The following is a 14,738-nucleotide window of genomic DNA, read 5'->3' as shown; positions in this document are numbered from 1 at the left end:
CTGCTGGGAATGATCAACTCAGCTATGATCCTTTTTCCCATTTGAAATCCGCATTCTCGATCATTTGTAAAAGGGAATTTTGTCCTTCCACTTCATATTCAGTGCCGAGATCCTCCCCATCCATACTCCCCATGATACGGAGCGCGTCATCCCCGACAATGATCCGAACCTCGTCTTCATAGGAATCCCCTTTCAAGTAGATGGAATAGAGATGGCGGGAGAGCCCCTCATCTGTAGTCACAAGCGTCATGCTCGAGGGGCTTTGCAGGATTTTTTTTATCTCTTCAAGGTTTTCAAGCGTGACGGATTTGAATCCCCTCTTCTTTTCATCATAGATTGTCATTTCCGTCACCACCTGTGCATCACTGATTTCATCAGGCATCGCTTCTTCGAATGTTGTAGTTGTTGGTTTGTTTACAAAATAAAACACAGCAGGAGTGACTAGGAAAAAAGTGATCACCATTCCTGTAACTATTCCTGCTTTTCTTCTATAGAGTAAGGATAAGAAGGCCAGTGCCGCTGCCCCTAAAATGCTGATTAATAATATAACATTTCCAATGTCAACACCATCATCCAAATAAGCCCCTGACCATCCAACACCAAGCAGTGTCGCGACAGCTATGAACGGGAGTGCGATGAGCATGACTTTACGCAGACGTTCGTTTATCAAAAAATCCCTCCGTTAGTTGAATAATGCATAATTTCACAGCGTTTTCTGTTGCGGTTACAAGTTATGGTAGACATTGACGCTTACCCTCGTCACTTTTTGGGTAAATATGGAAATAGAAACACTCCAATAAGGAGGTAATTTCATGGAATTCGTTATGGCCATTTTCTTATTTCTTACCATTGCAGCCCTTTTGACTGTCGGCATTCTGGCTTTTTTACCTGAAAACAGAACCCACAGGATATCAGCAGGACTCATCATCGCCCTCCTTTCCCCGCTCGCTTTTTTTATCGGTGCGTCTCTTGGAGGAATCGGTGGAGGCGTTTTCGGTGCCATCGTTTCAATTGGTCTCTTCTTTTGCGGGGTATCCATTTTCATTAATGGGTTACTCATAAGCAGTAATTACAAGCACGGAGCTTTAGAAAAAGAAAGGAAAAAAACAAATCATTCCAACGGTTGAGCTGTATGATTTCCCTAATAAAAGGCCCCCTCCAAAATTCCCTTAATATCCCCCAAATGCTGGATAAGGGATAGTCCAGAAACAAAAACGTAAAAACTACTGAGGACAAGCACTTTCTTCAATGGTTCCCCTTGGAGGACCTCCATCCCCAGCCAGAAGATTGCTACCATGATGGATGTGAAAAAGAGGTGATACTCCATAGCTTGACCCTCAATACGATCGGCCAGTGCTTCCGCTCTCCATTCATACCCTTCAGGTGGTTGATAGGTGACCCTCTCTTCTTCAAATCCCCACGTATTCAAAGACTGTACAACCACTGCGTTCTCCTGCTTTTCCACCACTTCATAACCGAGCGGAGAATACCCGAGTGGATAAGCGAGAAAATAGGATAAGAAAAATGTGCCCATAAGAAACGCTATGTAAAGTAGGACCCGTCTTCCTTTATTCAACATTTCTTCACTCATGATCATACCTCCTTACCCGTATATCCTTCTCTTGAATTTCTTTCCTTCTTATACGATTAAAGCAAGGAATCGTTTCACATCCTTTTTCAAATGCACACAAAAAAGAGATTGAACCTTATGAATTCTCCCCTGCTTTCTTACGCACACGCCTTACACAATAAATGAATGACACATTCATTAGCTGAATTGTATTTCCACAAAGCTTCTCACATGATTCTTAGATCTCCTACTCATACTAACTTCAGGAGGAGTCTCGGATGAAAATTACCATTTTATCACTATGCTTATTAATCGCTGCACCGTTCATTCAAGAAGAGAATGTATCCATCACTTATGACGGGGAACAATTGATGTCTGTGAACCGGGATGACTTCACGGACGTGATGTTAGGTAAGCCCTTTGTGAATCAAGAGAAAACCACCCAACTGGTGGAACAGCTGGAAGGAAAAATCTACCGTGAGCCAGTCCCTGCAAAAATCGGGAAAGCAGAGGAAATCATTCCCGGTAAGGCGGGGCGTAAAGTCGATCAACAAAAATTCACGGAAGATTTTTACCACTATCTGCACAGCACCGGGAAAGCTACAATCCATGTGCCTACAATTCCTGCTCACCCTAGAGTCGATGGTGAATTACTCGCAACCATCCGCACGAAACAGATCGGCCAATATGTAACCTATTTCAATAAAAATAATAAAGAACGCTCCCACAATATCCGTTTGGCTGCCGAAGCCCTGGACAGTCATGTCGTCTTTCCTGGCGAGGTCTTTTCTTTCAATAAAGTTGTAGGAAAAAGGACGGTGGAAAAGGGATACAAAAGAGCCCCGGTCATCGTCAAAGGTGAAGTGACAGAAGGCATTGGCGGTGGGATCTGCCAGTTGTCTTCCACACTGTTCAACTCCGTGGACTTAGCCGGAGTTGAGATTATGGAACGCTATTCGCATAGTAAACGTGTTCCTTATGTACCGGAAGGGCGAGATGCGACAGTGAGCTGGTATGGTCCCGATTTCACGTTTAAAAATCAGTATAATCAGCCTCTGCTCATCCGCTCAAAGGTAGTAGGAGGAAAAATGGTTGTAACAGTATATTCATCTGATTTAATAGATATGGAGCCGAGAAACGGGGAGCAGGAAGCAGACGAATGAGAGGGATTGAAACATCCAGTGCCAGGGCCCCTGTGGAGGGTCTGGCACTTTCATTTTTTTAGAGATCAGATCGATAGCGAGCCGCGGAATCCCCTCGCCTTATAATAGGACTCTGCTCCGTTGTGATACACGAAGACGTGACCGAAACGGCGATCACAAAAAAGCGCACCTCCAAGCTCCCGAATGTCCTCAGGAGTGTGGATCCAGCTTGAAGTCTTTACATCAAATTCCCCGACCTTCTGCAGCGCTCGGTACTCTTCCTCAGTCAAAAGTTCGATCCCCATGGATGTGGCAAGATCCAACGCGCTTGTTTCCGGCTTATATTTCTTCCTTGATTCCAAGGCTGCACGGTCATAGCAGACACTCCTGCGGCCTTTAGGGCTTTCTTTTGAACAATCGTAAAAAATATAAGCACCTTTCTCCTGATCGTAACCGACAACATCGGGTTCGCCGCCGGTTCTTTCCATTTCGTTCAGCGACCAAAGCTTTTCAGGTGTCTCCTCAAGTTTCTTCTTGATCTCAGACCAATCCAGCCCTTCGTGGCGGTTCATGTTCTTTTCAAAACGTTCTTCCAATGCTTTAAGTATTTCTTCTTTTCCCTTCAGTGAAAGCTCCTTTTTACTACCGGGCTCCGTTTTCTTTGTCATGGTTGTGCCTCCCTTCAAAATAGTGGATGTCCCCTCTATCTTACTATAAAAATCCATTTTCTTCTCGGCGACCCTTACTCCTAAAAAATAGACGAAGCTCCAATAACCTAAAACCTCTTCAAGCCCTATCAGGATATGTCCGATCACCCTCCAATTGGCTTTTGTTCAAAGTTTTTCTCAGCATCTTTTCATTCATTTTGCCAACCTTCCAATCCCTTGCATTTAAAAAATTCCAACACATACCCGTTTAGGTATGGAGGGAATCGGTTATGAAACAACTGTGAGCTAAATAAGAAAATCCTGGAGATCGGAGATCTTACTATCATTTGAAAAAATGTACATGTTCAACCATCCCAAATGATTTCCTGCATTTCTAATTGAAAATCCCTAAACCATTTCAAAGGAGTGTTGGTATGGAACAAGAAAACCAGGAACAAAAACAAACGTACAGCTTACCTAGAATCGGTGAAAAAGCACCAGAGTTTACGGCACAAACGACACATGGAGAGATGTCCTTGAATGACTATGAAGGGAAATGGCTGATTCTTTTTTCCCACCCTTCTGATTTCACACCTGTGTGTACAACAGAATTCGTGGCTTTCCAGGGCATCTATGACCAATTACGAGAAATGAATACCGAATTGATGGGCTTGAGTGTCGACAGTGTGACTTCACACATTGCCTGGATACGAAATATTGAAGAAAATTTTGATACCACGATCGAATTTCCAGTCATTGCGGATTTGGATAAAGCAGTCGCTACCAAGTTTGGCATGATTATGCCGGAAAGCAACGGGACAGAAACATCCAGGGCTGTCTTTGTCATTGATGATAAAGGAACGGTCCGTTCGGTCATCTATTATCCGCTGACCACCGGCCGAAATATGGGGGAAATCGTCCGCCTTGTAGAAGCTTTGAAAACAACAGATGAACATGGTGTATCGACCCCTGCAGATTGGAAAAAAGGAGATAAAGTGGTTGCCTCCCCGCCAAAAACAACAGAAGATGCTAAAGCACGCATGAATGATTCAGATTATGACTGTGTGGATTGGTACTTTTGTAAAAAGGATATAAATACCTGAGAATCCCTGTCCAACTAAAGGTAGCACGTGCAAGGGAGCTGCTAAAAGCAGCACAAGCAGTCATTCATAAGAAAGACCATTCAAGGAAAACTATCTGATGAGATTAATTTTTCAAGGAGGAATTTCAAATGGCGAATACAAAAGTGGCCATCATAGCAGCGAACGGAAGTTTATTTGATGCCTATAAAGTTTTTAATGTTGCCTCAGCAGCTGCAGCTTCTGATGCGGAGGTAGGCATCTTCTTTACTTTTGAGGGACTAAACTTAATCCATAAAGAAGGACACAAGAACCTGCCTTTACCTGAAGGAAAGGAACATTTCCAAGAAGGGTTTCAAAAAGCGAATGTCCCTTCCATTGAAGAATTGGTAGGCATTGCTCAAGAAATGGATGTAAAACTGATTGCGTGCCAAATGACCATGGATGTCATGAGTTTAGAAAAAGAGGATTTCGTAGAAGGCATCGAAGTCGGCGGCGCTGCGTCTTTCATTGAGTATGCCAAAGATGCAAACATTTCCTTAACTTTCTAAACAAAGGAGGCTCCATAGTGACCGTTAAGCACTTATCGACAAGCGACTTGGCTGAAAAGATGGAAAATCATGAAAAAACGTTAATTTTAGATGTACGAAATTCCGATGATTTCGATGAATGGAAAATGGAAGGCAGTCAAGTCGAAGTGATCAACGAACCTTACTTCAACCTGCTCGATGACATCCGATCCCTTGATGGGAAATTGGAAAAAAATCAAGAAGTGGTCGTCGTCTGTGCGAAAGGGAACTCTTCTCAAATGGTTGCCGAAATGCTGGATGAAGAAGGGTATGAAGATGTGTATTCATTAGAAGGCGGCATGCAGGCATGGGGAGAACACCTCGAACGTTAGAGGGTCTACATGTTAAGGATGACCGCTTACAAATACCTCCCCTATGAATAAATAGGAGGAGCTGGTACTCGACACGAACGAGATCGTGTGTTTCTTATATGAAAAGGAGGATGACAAATGGAAGCAAATGAAGTGTTAGATGCAAAAGGGTTGGCATGTCCGATGCCGATCGTAAAAACGAAAAAGGCAATGGAAAAACTTAATACCGGCGAGGTTCTCGAAGTCCAGGCAACAGATAAAGGGGCTAAAAGTGATATTGCCGCATGGGTGAAATCCGGTGGTCACGAGCTCTTAAAAGATGCAGAGGAAAACGACGTCTTAAAGTTCTGGATCAAAAAAGGGTAAATTCAGGGGCCGGCTGGTCCCTGTTTTTTTAAGAAGGTGCAAATATGGAGTATAGCATGCTTTTTTTGATCATCATTTTTATGATTGGCTTTGTCGGTTCATTCATATCCGGCATGGTCGGCATCGGCGGTTCCATCATCAAATACCCGATGCTGCTTTATATTCCTTCATTAGTTGGACTTTCCGCTTTTACGGCTCATGAAGTTTCCGGTATCAGCGCAGTCCAGGTTCTTTTCGCTACAATTGGAGGAGTATGGGCCTACAGAAAAGGCGGTTACCTGAATAAGAAACTTATTCTCTATATGGGGATCAGTATATTGATCGGAAGCTTTATCGGAGGGTACGGATCCCGTTTCATGTCCGATGAAGGCGTTAATCTCGTGTATGGTATTTTAGCCATCACAGCGGCCGTCATGATGTTTCTCCCAAAAAAAGGCGTCGATGACATTCCATTAGATGAAGTGACATTCAATAAATGGATCGCTGCCTCCTGTGCTTTCCTTGTAGGTATCGGGGCAGGAATAGTAGGAGCTGCCGGGGCCTTCATCCTCGTTCCTATTATGCTGATTGTTCTTAAAATCCCGACACGGATGACCATCGCTTCTTCCCTTGCGATCACATTCATTTCATCCATCGGAGCAACCACAGGGAAGTTATTGACTGGTCAAGTCCTGTTGTTCCCTGCCGTGATTATGATCATCGCCAGTTTAATCGCTTCTCCACTCGGTGCGAATGCAGGGAAGAAAGTGAACACAAAACTATTACAGATATTTCTAGCCTTACTCATTTTAGGCACAGCCATAAAAATCTGGTTCGATATTCTTACATGATCAAAAAAATCTGCGGCCGGCTCTGAACAGCCGGCGGCAGATTTTTCATCTATCGTTTACAAAAATACAAAATACATAATAAACAATCCACCAAGCGTGTACATGATCGGGTGGACCTGTTTCCAATCCCTTTTCGCGATCATAGCAAATGGATAAAGAATAAAGCCAAGCGCAATCCCTGTCGCGACACTAAACGTGAGCGGCATCATGATGATCGTGACGAATGCCGGCACGACGATTTCAAACCGGCTCCAATCGATTTCTTTCACCTCTGTCGCCATCAGAGCACCGACGATGATCAGTGCAGGTGCCGTCACTTCTGGTGTAATGACACCAAGGACAGGCGAAAAGAACAACGCGATAAAGAAACAGATCGAGATGACAACGCTCGTAAACCCTGTACGGCCGCCGACAGCAACCCCAGCAGAAGATTCAACGAATGAAGCGGTCGTCGATGTTCCAAAAATCGCTCCCGCGACGCCTGAAGTAGAGTCAGCCAATAGCGCACGTCCTGCGTTCGGAATTTTGTTGTCCTTCATGATTCCAGCCTGACTGGCCACAGCAATGAGCGCCCCGGCTGTATCGAAGAAAGCGACAAACAAGAAGGTGAAAATAACAGCTAAGACTTCCGGTCTAAAGATATCCCCTAAATGCTGAAACACCACGCCGAAGGTAGGCTCAAGGCTTGGAATCTCCCCTACTACGGAGCTCGGCACATCCACTAAACCAACGATCATCCCTATGATGCTCGTAACGACAATCCCGTAAAAAATACCTCCACGAATGCCACGCACAAGCATCATCAGCGTTATGATAAACCCGAACGCAGCAAGAGCTGTCGTTGGAGAAGTCAACTGACCGATCGATACGAACGTTTCCTCGCTCCCGACAACGATGCCGGCATTTTTCAAACCAATGAATGCAATGAAAAAGCCGATGCCACCTGCAATCGCATGTTTCAAGTCTTTCGGAATCACATTGATGATTTTCTCGCGGATCTTCAAGAGACTCAAAATCATAAAGATGATTCCAGCGATGAAGACGCCGGTTAAAGCGACCTGCCATTCAATCCCCATCCCGATGACAACAGAAAAGGTGAAGAATGAATTGAGCCCCATACTCGGCGCAATTCCTACAGGAAAGTTTGCCATAAGCCCGATTAACAGCGATCCGACAATCGCAGATAAAGCGGTAGCCGTAAAGAGCGCTCCTTTATCCATCCCTGCCTGACTTAAAATGATCGGGTTGACGACTAATATATAGGCCATGGAAAGAAACGTCGTAATTCCAGCGAGCGTTTCTTTTTGAAAATTCGTTTCACGTTCTTTGAATTGAAAAAAGTTTCTCATGATGTCCCCTCCTACAAACGAAAAAAAGCACCGGTCATCTACCGGTGCTTTTACATAGGGAAAGAAACATAGACGTTCCTCCCCTTGTAGACGAGCTATTTCCGGTAGCTGGTAGAAACGTTCAGGCCGTATTCCTGAACTTATACAAGGTGCTGCATCTGTTTTTAATTATAGGGAGAATCATACCAACCCAATAGAGATGGGTCAATGAATATAGAAAATGTTCGGGAATTCACTTTTTTCTGATTTCTTAAATCATCTCTGCCTCCTCAACTCCCGGTCCTACCATATTCCATCCACCCTTCTCTCTTTCGCTTTCTCCTATGTTGGGAATAAGAGATTAAAATAAACAGATTTGTGGTAGAACTGTAAGATGGATAAATACAAGAAGTGATTCGATTCCATCAAGTGATAGGAGTGGCAAAATGAAAAAGCCGGACATACAACGTTATTTTTTTATGACCAAACGGGAAAGGCGGAATGAACTCAACCAAACACTATGGTTGATGCCCCTTCGTTATATCGGGGTAGCCCTTGCGTTATCAGTGCTGAGTGCTTTCTTTGATACTTATTTAGATATACATAAACATGTGCCGAATGGCATGGTGTTCAACGGAGCGACGACGAGGCTGTTAATTACGACACTTATTGGTGGCGTTTTAACTCTAAGCGCCTTTACAATCAACTCTTTGTTGGTGGCTTTGACTACCCTGAGCGGGCAGTTTTCCTCCCGTATGGTATTGAATTTCATCAGTGAACCTCCCACTCAACACGTGCTCGGAATTTTTAACGGGAGCTTCATTTATGTCCTATTAAATATTCTTTTCTTGAGCAATAGTTCTAATGAAGTGTATTTCGTTATCCCTCTGTTTTCCGTCATGGTCACTTTCGTGGCTGCTGTCACGTTCATCTATTTCGTAAACCATACTTCGACATGGCTTCAAGTCCACAACATTACATCGAATATGAAAAAGACCACCAGAAATACGATTAGGAGTTCATTATTAGAGGAAATCGGACCATACAGGAGCACAGTTGGAGAGGAATATAGTGACGAAAGATGGGCCGATCGCGAAGTAAAGACCATTTATGCAAGGAGATCTGGACACCTGCAATCCGCTAATTTTCAAAAAATTATCGAAGAAGCTAAAAACGATGATATTGTCATTGAATTAAGAGTGTCGATTGGTCAATTTATTCTAGAGAATACTCCCCTTTTTGATTACAGGCAGGGCAGCCACACGTTTGATGAAGAAAAATATAGAAAGCTTGTTCGCGTGGATACGAAAAAAACCGAAATTCAAGACTTGGAGTTCGGGCTGGAAAAGTTAGTGGAAGTCGCTGTAAAAGGTTTGGGGAATAACGACCCGTTAACTGTGAACAACACATTGTATCAGATCACAGACTTGTTGAAAGAAATAGGGAACGCTACAAGCTTCTCACCGATTTTGGTAGACGATGAAAATCACGTAAGGTTGAGGCTCAAACACGATGGGTTTGATTATTTCCTTTATAAGAGTTACGGATATATTCGAGAATATGCCAGTCAAAATTCTACTGTCATTATCACAATCATGGAAATGCTCAGTCTTTTAGCAGAGTCCATGAATCGCAACGTTCACGATGACATTTGGGATTTCGCAGAGAGTACGATAAAAGGGTACCAAAAGTACTCTCTTTATAAAGAAGATTGTCATTACATCTTAAAACACTTAAAAGCAGTCGCTGCACATACCGATCACACTGAAGCATATCCACAATTAGAAGAAATGCTTTCGAAAAGGGTATTCTCATAGCTTACTGCTTCTTTGGAGGTGCCTGACCTCACTCTGCTAAAAGGATGACGTAGGAGAGGTCAGGCATCATCATTGGATCCATACTTTCATCAGTAAAAATCCCCAGGATCATCATATACGTCTACAGCGGTGAAATTTATGATTTATAAAGTTTGTTTCGGTCCATCGGTTGTGGCGGTTTTTCCATCCATCCTCTTTCGATCATAAGCTTCTGCCCTTCATCCCCGAATTTTATGACATCGGCAATAAAGCGGCCGTATTGAACGGCTAAGTCCTTCCGCATTGAAACAGACAAGGCGTCTCCAAGCTTAGAAATAGCCACTTGGTTTGAAGCACTGATTAAAAACAGGATCAACCGTTCAGAAAACGGAGAAGTAGTCGAGTTTGTTACTTCTATAGGAACAGGTGAACCAATATGGTGATCGTTTTCTTTCAATAATTGATCGAGCGTTTCAATTTGGTTTTCCGCAAGTTTCTTCCCTTTTAATAAATAGTTCTTGATTTCCTTATCTTTCGTCACTTGTAAAAACCCAATCAAAAGGACAAGCCCCATCCCATTTCTCTCAATATCCTGGAAAATCTCTGCCAGCTCTAAGACGTTTAATGGTCTCTTTTCCCCTAACCACGTGTTGACTAACGAAGGTTGGTGCTCGATGAACTCCGCTTCTTTTGGATATTCGATCTTCGGAGGTCGGTCGAAGATTCCTTTGGAAAACATCAAGTTTAAGACTTTCCTATGTAATTCCGTTTCACGGGATTGGCATTCCTGCAGCAACGCGTAGATATCCATCCGCGTAACTTTCGTCAAAGCGTTCGCATAATGAGGAATGGTGATTTGACCCCCTCGATAAACAAAACTCAAGGCATACAAGTCTGTAAATAAAGCGGGAGCAGAAAGGTCAACATCCTTATCCGAAAAACCTTTTGGAATAGGAAATTTTTCTTCATTAAAAATGGCTTCCACGTTTCCTATAGTATAGTCAACATTATTCAAAGCTTCTTCTACCATGGGTTTAATTTCAACATCTTGAAGATTTTGAAGAAAATGTTTATAAAAACAACGGACAGCCGTGCTTTGGATATAAGTTTTCCAAAGAATTGTAATGTCTGCTGAGGTTAACTTTACGAAATGATGCTTATCTTCCATGACGGCACCCTCCTATTGAATCATTCAAGAAATAGTATGTCCCATATAGGAAAATTAATTGCAATCCTCCCCACGCCACGAAAGCTTTCATTCAAAAGGCCGGGCACAGAATCTAAAAAGAGAGGAAGCCTAAAAGCCCCCTCTCCTTTCTCATTCCTTTAAAAATCAGCCGGCAGTTTTTCTCTTCCGGGCAGGAAATATTCACTTAATGCTTGCTGTAAAGTAGCCAGCGTCTCTGTTTGCTGATTGAAGTTGACGCCACTATTTGTAATCTCTCGTACCGTTTCTTTCCTGAGCCCTGTAATGACCGTTTTACAGCCCATCATCGCTATACCGTCAAGGAGCTTCATCAATTCAATCGTACTTTCTTTATCCATCGCTGCAACACCGGACAAATCCATAATTAATGTTTCAATCCTCAATTCAGATACTTTTACTAACACTTTATCTTTGAGGGTTTCGATACGGCTGGTATCCAGTGACCCAATAAGCGGGAGGATACAGATGGAGGCATCAATCGGAATGATGGGAACAGAAAGATTCTTCACGAGTTCCTGCTGCGCTGTAAGCAGAGAGTCCTTGTATGTAGAGAAACTGATGAAGAACGAATTCAGAAATTCATCGACGCGGTTATTGATCGCATGTTCCAATTGAAAAAAATACCGGATTTGCTTATTCTCATTCATTTCATAGAATTTTTCAATCATGGCCCATAGGGTTCTGCGGATTGCTTGTATCCATTCTAACTTGAATGACAGGTCAATGGAATGCGTCGCCCAGGCAATGCCTTCTTTTTTCGCAAAATTCCTTAAGGCTTCATCTTCGCCATCAATGATATAAAAAACAAGGTGATGCGCATTGTTCACAAGATCGATGTTCCCCACAGTTAAAATATCATCAATCTTGTCTTTCACATTCACGGCTTCGTTCAGAAGGGTTTGTTCGAAGATTTGATTATTTTTCTCGAAGAATCCTTTTAATTGATTGGAGTATTCATAAGTTAATTCCATGCTTTCACCCTTTCTTAGTTTTCACTGATCTGTGATTATTTTTATAGGATACAAGCGCGGACAGGGAAATGAAGAATCCTAACTTATATTCGTTATCATACCACTTCCACCTTCATCTTGGTAGGAGTAAGGACGGTATCTGCCCCGGATCCCTAAAACGTTTTCATTTACTTAGACTGATGATTGATCACGATCGATAATTTATAATTGGCATGCCGGTTCAAATCTATCAGAAACTGATCCAATTGTTCATGAGAAACAAATCGGCACTCCAACATATAGCATCCCTCTCCACTGATTTTGTAATGATTCTCCACATGCTTCGTTTGGGTTTCAACAAAATTCAGATAAGGATGATGCGAGGTACTTTGGGTTATAACCGTAATAAAAGCATGGACGGCATACCCCATCTTCTTCTTGTTCACTTTCACCGTATAACCCTCGACAACGCCTTGTTCTTCCAGCTTCACTACCCTTGTCGCGGCCGCTTGTCCTGTCAAATGGACTTTATCTCCTAATTCTTTCATCGTCATCCGGCTGTTGTGCGTCAATTCCTGTATGATTTTCAAATCTGTATGATCCAGCATGTTGATTCTATCCTTTCATAAATCAAGTAAAAACACACAAAGACTTGATTTTATCTATGTCGTTCTCTGTTTAACTAAGTATAAAATAGACGTAGACCTTAGAAAAGGAGTTTTCAAATGGAGATCACACACATTCGAAATGCGACACTTATCGTAAAATACGCAGATAAAAAGTTTTTAATAGACCCTATGTTAGCAGACAAAGGTGCTTACCCTCCCTTTCCTGATTCGGTACGCCAGGATCAAAATAACCCATTGGTTCATTTACCCACTTCACTGGATCAAGGGATGAAGGATGTGGATGCGGTCATTGTCACCCATTTGCATTTGGATCACTTCGATGAGGCAGCTAAAAAAGTACTGCCAAAAGATATGAAAATGTTTGTTCAAAATGCAGAAGATGCGGCTGAAGTGAACAACAGCGGTTTTCAAAATGTTGAAGTGCTTACAGAAGACACAGGCTTTCATGGCATCCAATTAACGAAGACAGCTGGAGAACATGGAAGGGGTGAGATTCTCGAATTTGCCGGGAAAGTCTGTGGCGTCATCTTCAAACACCCGGATGAAAAAACATTATATGTTGCAGGAGACACCGTATGGTATGAAGGTGTGCAAAAAGAAATCGATCAGCACCAGCCGGATATTATCATAGTCAATGGCGGGGATAACCAATTCCATCAAGGGGGATCACTTGTCATGGGAAAAGAAGATATCCACGAAGTGCATAAAGCTTCCCCTGATGCCGAAATCATTGTCGTTCATATGGAAGCTGTTAACCACTGGACATTGTCGAGAAAAGAACTAAAAGATTATACGAATGAGGCAGGAATGGACACACATGTCAGGATTCCCGAAGATGGGGACTCGTATTCCTTTTGAAGAACCGTTCTATTCGTCTTGCCAGCATCCCATCCGTCAGGGACGCTGGCCTTTTTTCTACTCAATGGCGTCGGGACCAGATGACAACTGGAATGAGAAGAAGCGATAAGAGGCCCCCTCCGATAGATAAAATGGCGAAACTTGAATTCGCAGCTACCATTCCCGAAAGCGCACCTCCGGAAGCACCGGCTAAGGCAATAAACACATCAAGGGTCCCTTGTGTTTTCGCACGTGTTGCAGGCACAGTCGAATCCACAACTTGTGCGGTACCACTGATCAAACCGAAATTCCATCCCAACCCCAACAATGAAAGGGCGACAATTAATAGAAACACAGAATCACTAGGTGCGGAAGCCGCTACTAAACCAGCCAGTAATAATATGATACCAGAAGCTATACTCATAGCTGTCCGCCCTATTTTATCAACCAATACCCCAGTGATCAGGGATGGAAGATACATCGCTCCAATATGAAAGCCGATGACCATTCCCACTTCACTCAAACCATGTCCATGATTTTTCATATGGACAGGGGTCATCGTCATGATGGCGACCATTACAAGCTGGGTTAACACCATAACCGTCGCCCCGACAGCAAGACCTTTTTTGTCTGAATGATTGTTTATAAGATCCGAACCCATGCGTTGATTGTTTTCTTTGTTATACGAAGCGATCTTTTTGGCCATATCCAGCGGATCCGGACGGAGCAGCATAAAAAGCACAGCGCCCGCCAGGATGTAAGCCGCTGCCGATAAAACAAATGGCCCTGCCAGTGCTGGAATTCCGATGGAACGAGCGATCTCCCCCATGATTCCGACTAAATTCGGTCCTGCTACAGCTCCAAATGTTGTCATGACCATTGTAATACTTACAGCCGTAGCCCGCTGCTTTTGACTTGCCAGGTCTGTCCCTGCATAACGGGCCTGCAAATTGGTCGCCGTACCCGCACCATAAATCAAAAGAGAAACAAATAAGAGAAGGACACTATGGAAAACGGCTGCAAACACTACTCCGATCGAACCAAGACCGCCTACAATAAACCCTGCCGATAAACCTGTGCGACGTCCATACCGCTGAGAAAGTCTTCCGACGATTAAAGCGGCTCCCGCCGATCCTAAAGTGAATAAAGCGGCCGGAACCCCAGCAAAAGCATCCGTACCGAGCATCTCCTGTGCTAACAAAGCCCCAACGGTAATCCCCGCCGCAAGACCAGCGCCACCAAATATTTGCGATATACTCACAACAACCAATACTTTTCTATACATTCTTTTTAACTGCTCAGGAGAAGCTATGTAATCCTGAACGGGATCCTTGATGCTTCCGGACATCTCCACACCTTCCCTCTTTGAAACATTAATAACAAAACGAAGCAGCTCTTGCATTCAACTAAATAATTGAATAGTTGTATATTAGTGAGAAATGGATCGATTGTCAATCTTTTTAAACCACCAATAAAG

At 43.2% G+C, this 14,738-nt stretch carries 17 protein-coding genes and 1 riboswitch; of the genes, 9 read left to right on the top strand and 8 right to left on the bottom strand.

The window, feature by feature from the left end; genetic code table 11:
* Nucleotides 1-22: 22 nt before the first annotated feature.
* The gene (locus tag ACJA3J_RS08785) at nucleotides 23-670 is read right to left on the bottom strand and encodes a hypothetical protein (RefSeq protein WP_406946067.1); all 648 of its coding nucleotides are present in this window, start codon (nucleotides 668-670) and stop codon (nucleotides 23-25) included.
* 142 nt (nucleotides 671-812) lie between these two features.
* On the opposite strand from ACJA3J_RS08785, the gene ACJA3J_RS08780 reads away from it, so the two are divergent.
* Complete coding sequence (locus ACJA3J_RS08780) at nucleotides 813-1,127, top strand: hypothetical protein (protein WP_406946066.1); 315 nt, start codon at nucleotides 813-815, stop codon at nucleotides 1,125-1,127.
* A 14-nt stretch (nucleotides 1,128-1,141) separates the two neighbouring features.
* Here ACJA3J_RS08780 and ACJA3J_RS08775 read toward each other — a convergent pair whose 3' ends face one another.
* The gene (locus ACJA3J_RS08775; RefSeq protein WP_406946065.1) at nucleotides 1,142-1,591 is read right to left on the bottom strand and encodes a hypothetical protein; all 450 of its coding nucleotides are present in this window, start codon (nucleotides 1,589-1,591) and stop codon (nucleotides 1,142-1,144) included.
* Between the two features lie 257 nt (nucleotides 1,592-1,848).
* Here ACJA3J_RS08775 and ACJA3J_RS08770 point away from each other — a divergent pair, with 257 nt between their 5' ends.
* On the top strand, nucleotides 1,849-2,733 hold the full coding sequence (locus tag ACJA3J_RS08770) for a VanW family protein (RefSeq protein WP_406946064.1): 885 nt from the start codon (nucleotides 1,849-1,851) through the stop codon (nucleotides 2,731-2,733).
* A 65-nt stretch (nucleotides 2,734-2,798) separates the two neighbouring features.
* Here the strand turns inward: ACJA3J_RS08770 and ACJA3J_RS08765 are convergent, their stop codons facing one another.
* Nucleotides 2,799-3,380 carry a DUF4256 domain-containing protein gene (locus ACJA3J_RS08765; protein WP_406946063.1) on the bottom strand — a complete coding sequence of 194 codons (582 nt, stop codon included), beginning with the start codon at nucleotides 3,378-3,380 and terminating at the stop codon, nucleotides 2,799-2,801.
* 413 nt (nucleotides 3,381-3,793) lie between these two features.
* On the opposite strand from ACJA3J_RS08765, the gene ACJA3J_RS08760 reads away from it, so the two are divergent.
* The 5 genes from ACJA3J_RS08760 to ACJA3J_RS08740 all read left to right on the top strand — a co-directional run bounded on the left by ACJA3J_RS08760 (nucleotide 3,794) and on the right by ACJA3J_RS08740 (nucleotide 6,514).
* Entirely contained in the window at nucleotides 3,794-4,462 is a 669-nt protein-coding gene (locus ACJA3J_RS08760) for a peroxiredoxin (protein ID WP_406946062.1), read from the top strand.
* Nucleotides 4,463-4,590: 128 nt separating this feature from the next.
* Nucleotides 4,591-4,989 carry a DsrE/DsrF/DrsH-like family protein gene (locus tag ACJA3J_RS08755; protein WP_160917659.1) on the top strand — a complete coding sequence of 133 codons (399 nt, stop codon included), beginning with the start codon at nucleotides 4,591-4,593 and terminating at the stop codon, nucleotides 4,987-4,989.
* Between the two features lie 17 nt (nucleotides 4,990-5,006).
* The gene (locus ACJA3J_RS08750) at nucleotides 5,007-5,339 is read left to right on the top strand and encodes a rhodanese-like domain-containing protein (RefSeq protein ID WP_406946061.1); all 333 of its coding nucleotides are present in this window, start codon (nucleotides 5,007-5,009) and stop codon (nucleotides 5,337-5,339) included.
* Between the two features lie 117 nt (nucleotides 5,340-5,456).
* Entirely contained in the window at nucleotides 5,457-5,684 is a 228-nt protein-coding gene (locus tag ACJA3J_RS08745) for a sulfurtransferase TusA family protein (RefSeq protein WP_115822149.1), read from the top strand.
* A gap of 44 nt (nucleotides 5,685-5,728) precedes the next feature.
* Nucleotides 5,729-6,514, top strand: coding sequence for a sulfite exporter TauE/SafE family protein (locus ACJA3J_RS08740; RefSeq protein ID WP_406946060.1), 786 nt, complete (start codon nucleotides 5,729-5,731; stop codon nucleotides 6,512-6,514).
* A 56-nt stretch (nucleotides 6,515-6,570) separates the two neighbouring features.
* Here the strand turns inward: ACJA3J_RS08740 and ACJA3J_RS08735 are convergent, their stop codons facing one another.
* Nucleotides 6,571-7,863: an NCS2 family permease gene (locus tag ACJA3J_RS08735; RefSeq protein ID WP_089651090.1), complete on the bottom strand. Its 1,293-nt coding sequence runs from the start codon at nucleotides 7,861-7,863 to the stop codon at nucleotides 6,571-6,573.
* Nucleotides 7,864-7,930: 67 nt separating this feature from the next.
* Nucleotides 7,931-8,031, bottom strand: a riboswitch (purine riboswitch).
* Nucleotides 8,032-8,288: 257 nt separating this feature from the next.
* Between ACJA3J_RS08735 and ACJA3J_RS08730 the strand changes: the two genes are divergently transcribed.
* Nucleotides 8,289-9,659 (top strand): DUF2254 domain-containing protein, encoded by a 1,371-nt coding sequence (locus tag ACJA3J_RS08730; RefSeq protein WP_406946059.1) that lies wholly within the window; start codon nucleotides 8,289-8,291, stop codon nucleotides 9,657-9,659.
* Nucleotides 9,660-9,795: 136 nt separating this feature from the next.
* Here ACJA3J_RS08730 and ACJA3J_RS08725 read toward each other — a convergent pair whose 3' ends face one another.
* The 3 genes from ACJA3J_RS08725 to ACJA3J_RS08715 all read right to left on the bottom strand — a co-directional run bounded on the left by ACJA3J_RS08725 (nucleotide 9,796) and on the right by ACJA3J_RS08715 (nucleotide 12,403).
* Complete coding sequence (locus tag ACJA3J_RS08725; RefSeq protein WP_406946058.1) at nucleotides 9,796-10,806, bottom strand: DUF3231 family protein; 1,011 nt, start codon at nucleotides 10,804-10,806, stop codon at nucleotides 9,796-9,798.
* A 158-nt stretch (nucleotides 10,807-10,964) separates the two neighbouring features.
* A complete protein-coding gene (locus ACJA3J_RS08720; protein ID WP_406946057.1) occupies nucleotides 10,965-11,816 on the bottom strand; it encodes an STAS domain-containing protein in 852 nt (283 codons plus the stop codon).
* 167 nt (nucleotides 11,817-11,983) lie between these two features.
* A complete protein-coding gene (locus ACJA3J_RS08715) occupies nucleotides 11,984-12,403 on the bottom strand; it encodes an Lrp/AsnC family transcriptional regulator (protein ID WP_406946056.1) in 420 nt (139 codons plus the stop codon).
* A gap of 117 nt (nucleotides 12,404-12,520) precedes the next feature.
* Between ACJA3J_RS08715 and ACJA3J_RS08710 the strand changes: the two genes are divergently transcribed.
* Entirely contained in the window at nucleotides 12,521-13,282 is a 762-nt protein-coding gene (locus tag ACJA3J_RS08710; RefSeq protein WP_406946055.1) for an MBL fold metallo-hydrolase, read from the top strand.
* Between the two features lie 61 nt (nucleotides 13,283-13,343).
* On the opposite strand, the gene ACJA3J_RS08705 is transcribed toward ACJA3J_RS08710, so the two are convergent.
* A complete protein-coding gene (locus ACJA3J_RS08705; protein WP_406946054.1) occupies nucleotides 13,344-14,609 on the bottom strand; it encodes an MFS transporter in 1,266 nt (421 codons plus the stop codon).
* Between the last annotated feature and the right edge of the window lie 129 nt (nucleotides 14,610-14,738).

Origin of the sequence: Halobacillus sp. SY10 (assembly GCF_045401165.1) — a bacterium.
GTDB lineage: Bacteria > Bacillota > Bacilli > Bacillales > Halobacillaceae > Halobacillus > Halobacillus aidingensis.
Note: the sequence above shows the minus strand (reverse complement) of the source record. Positions and strands in the feature narration are given on the sequence as shown.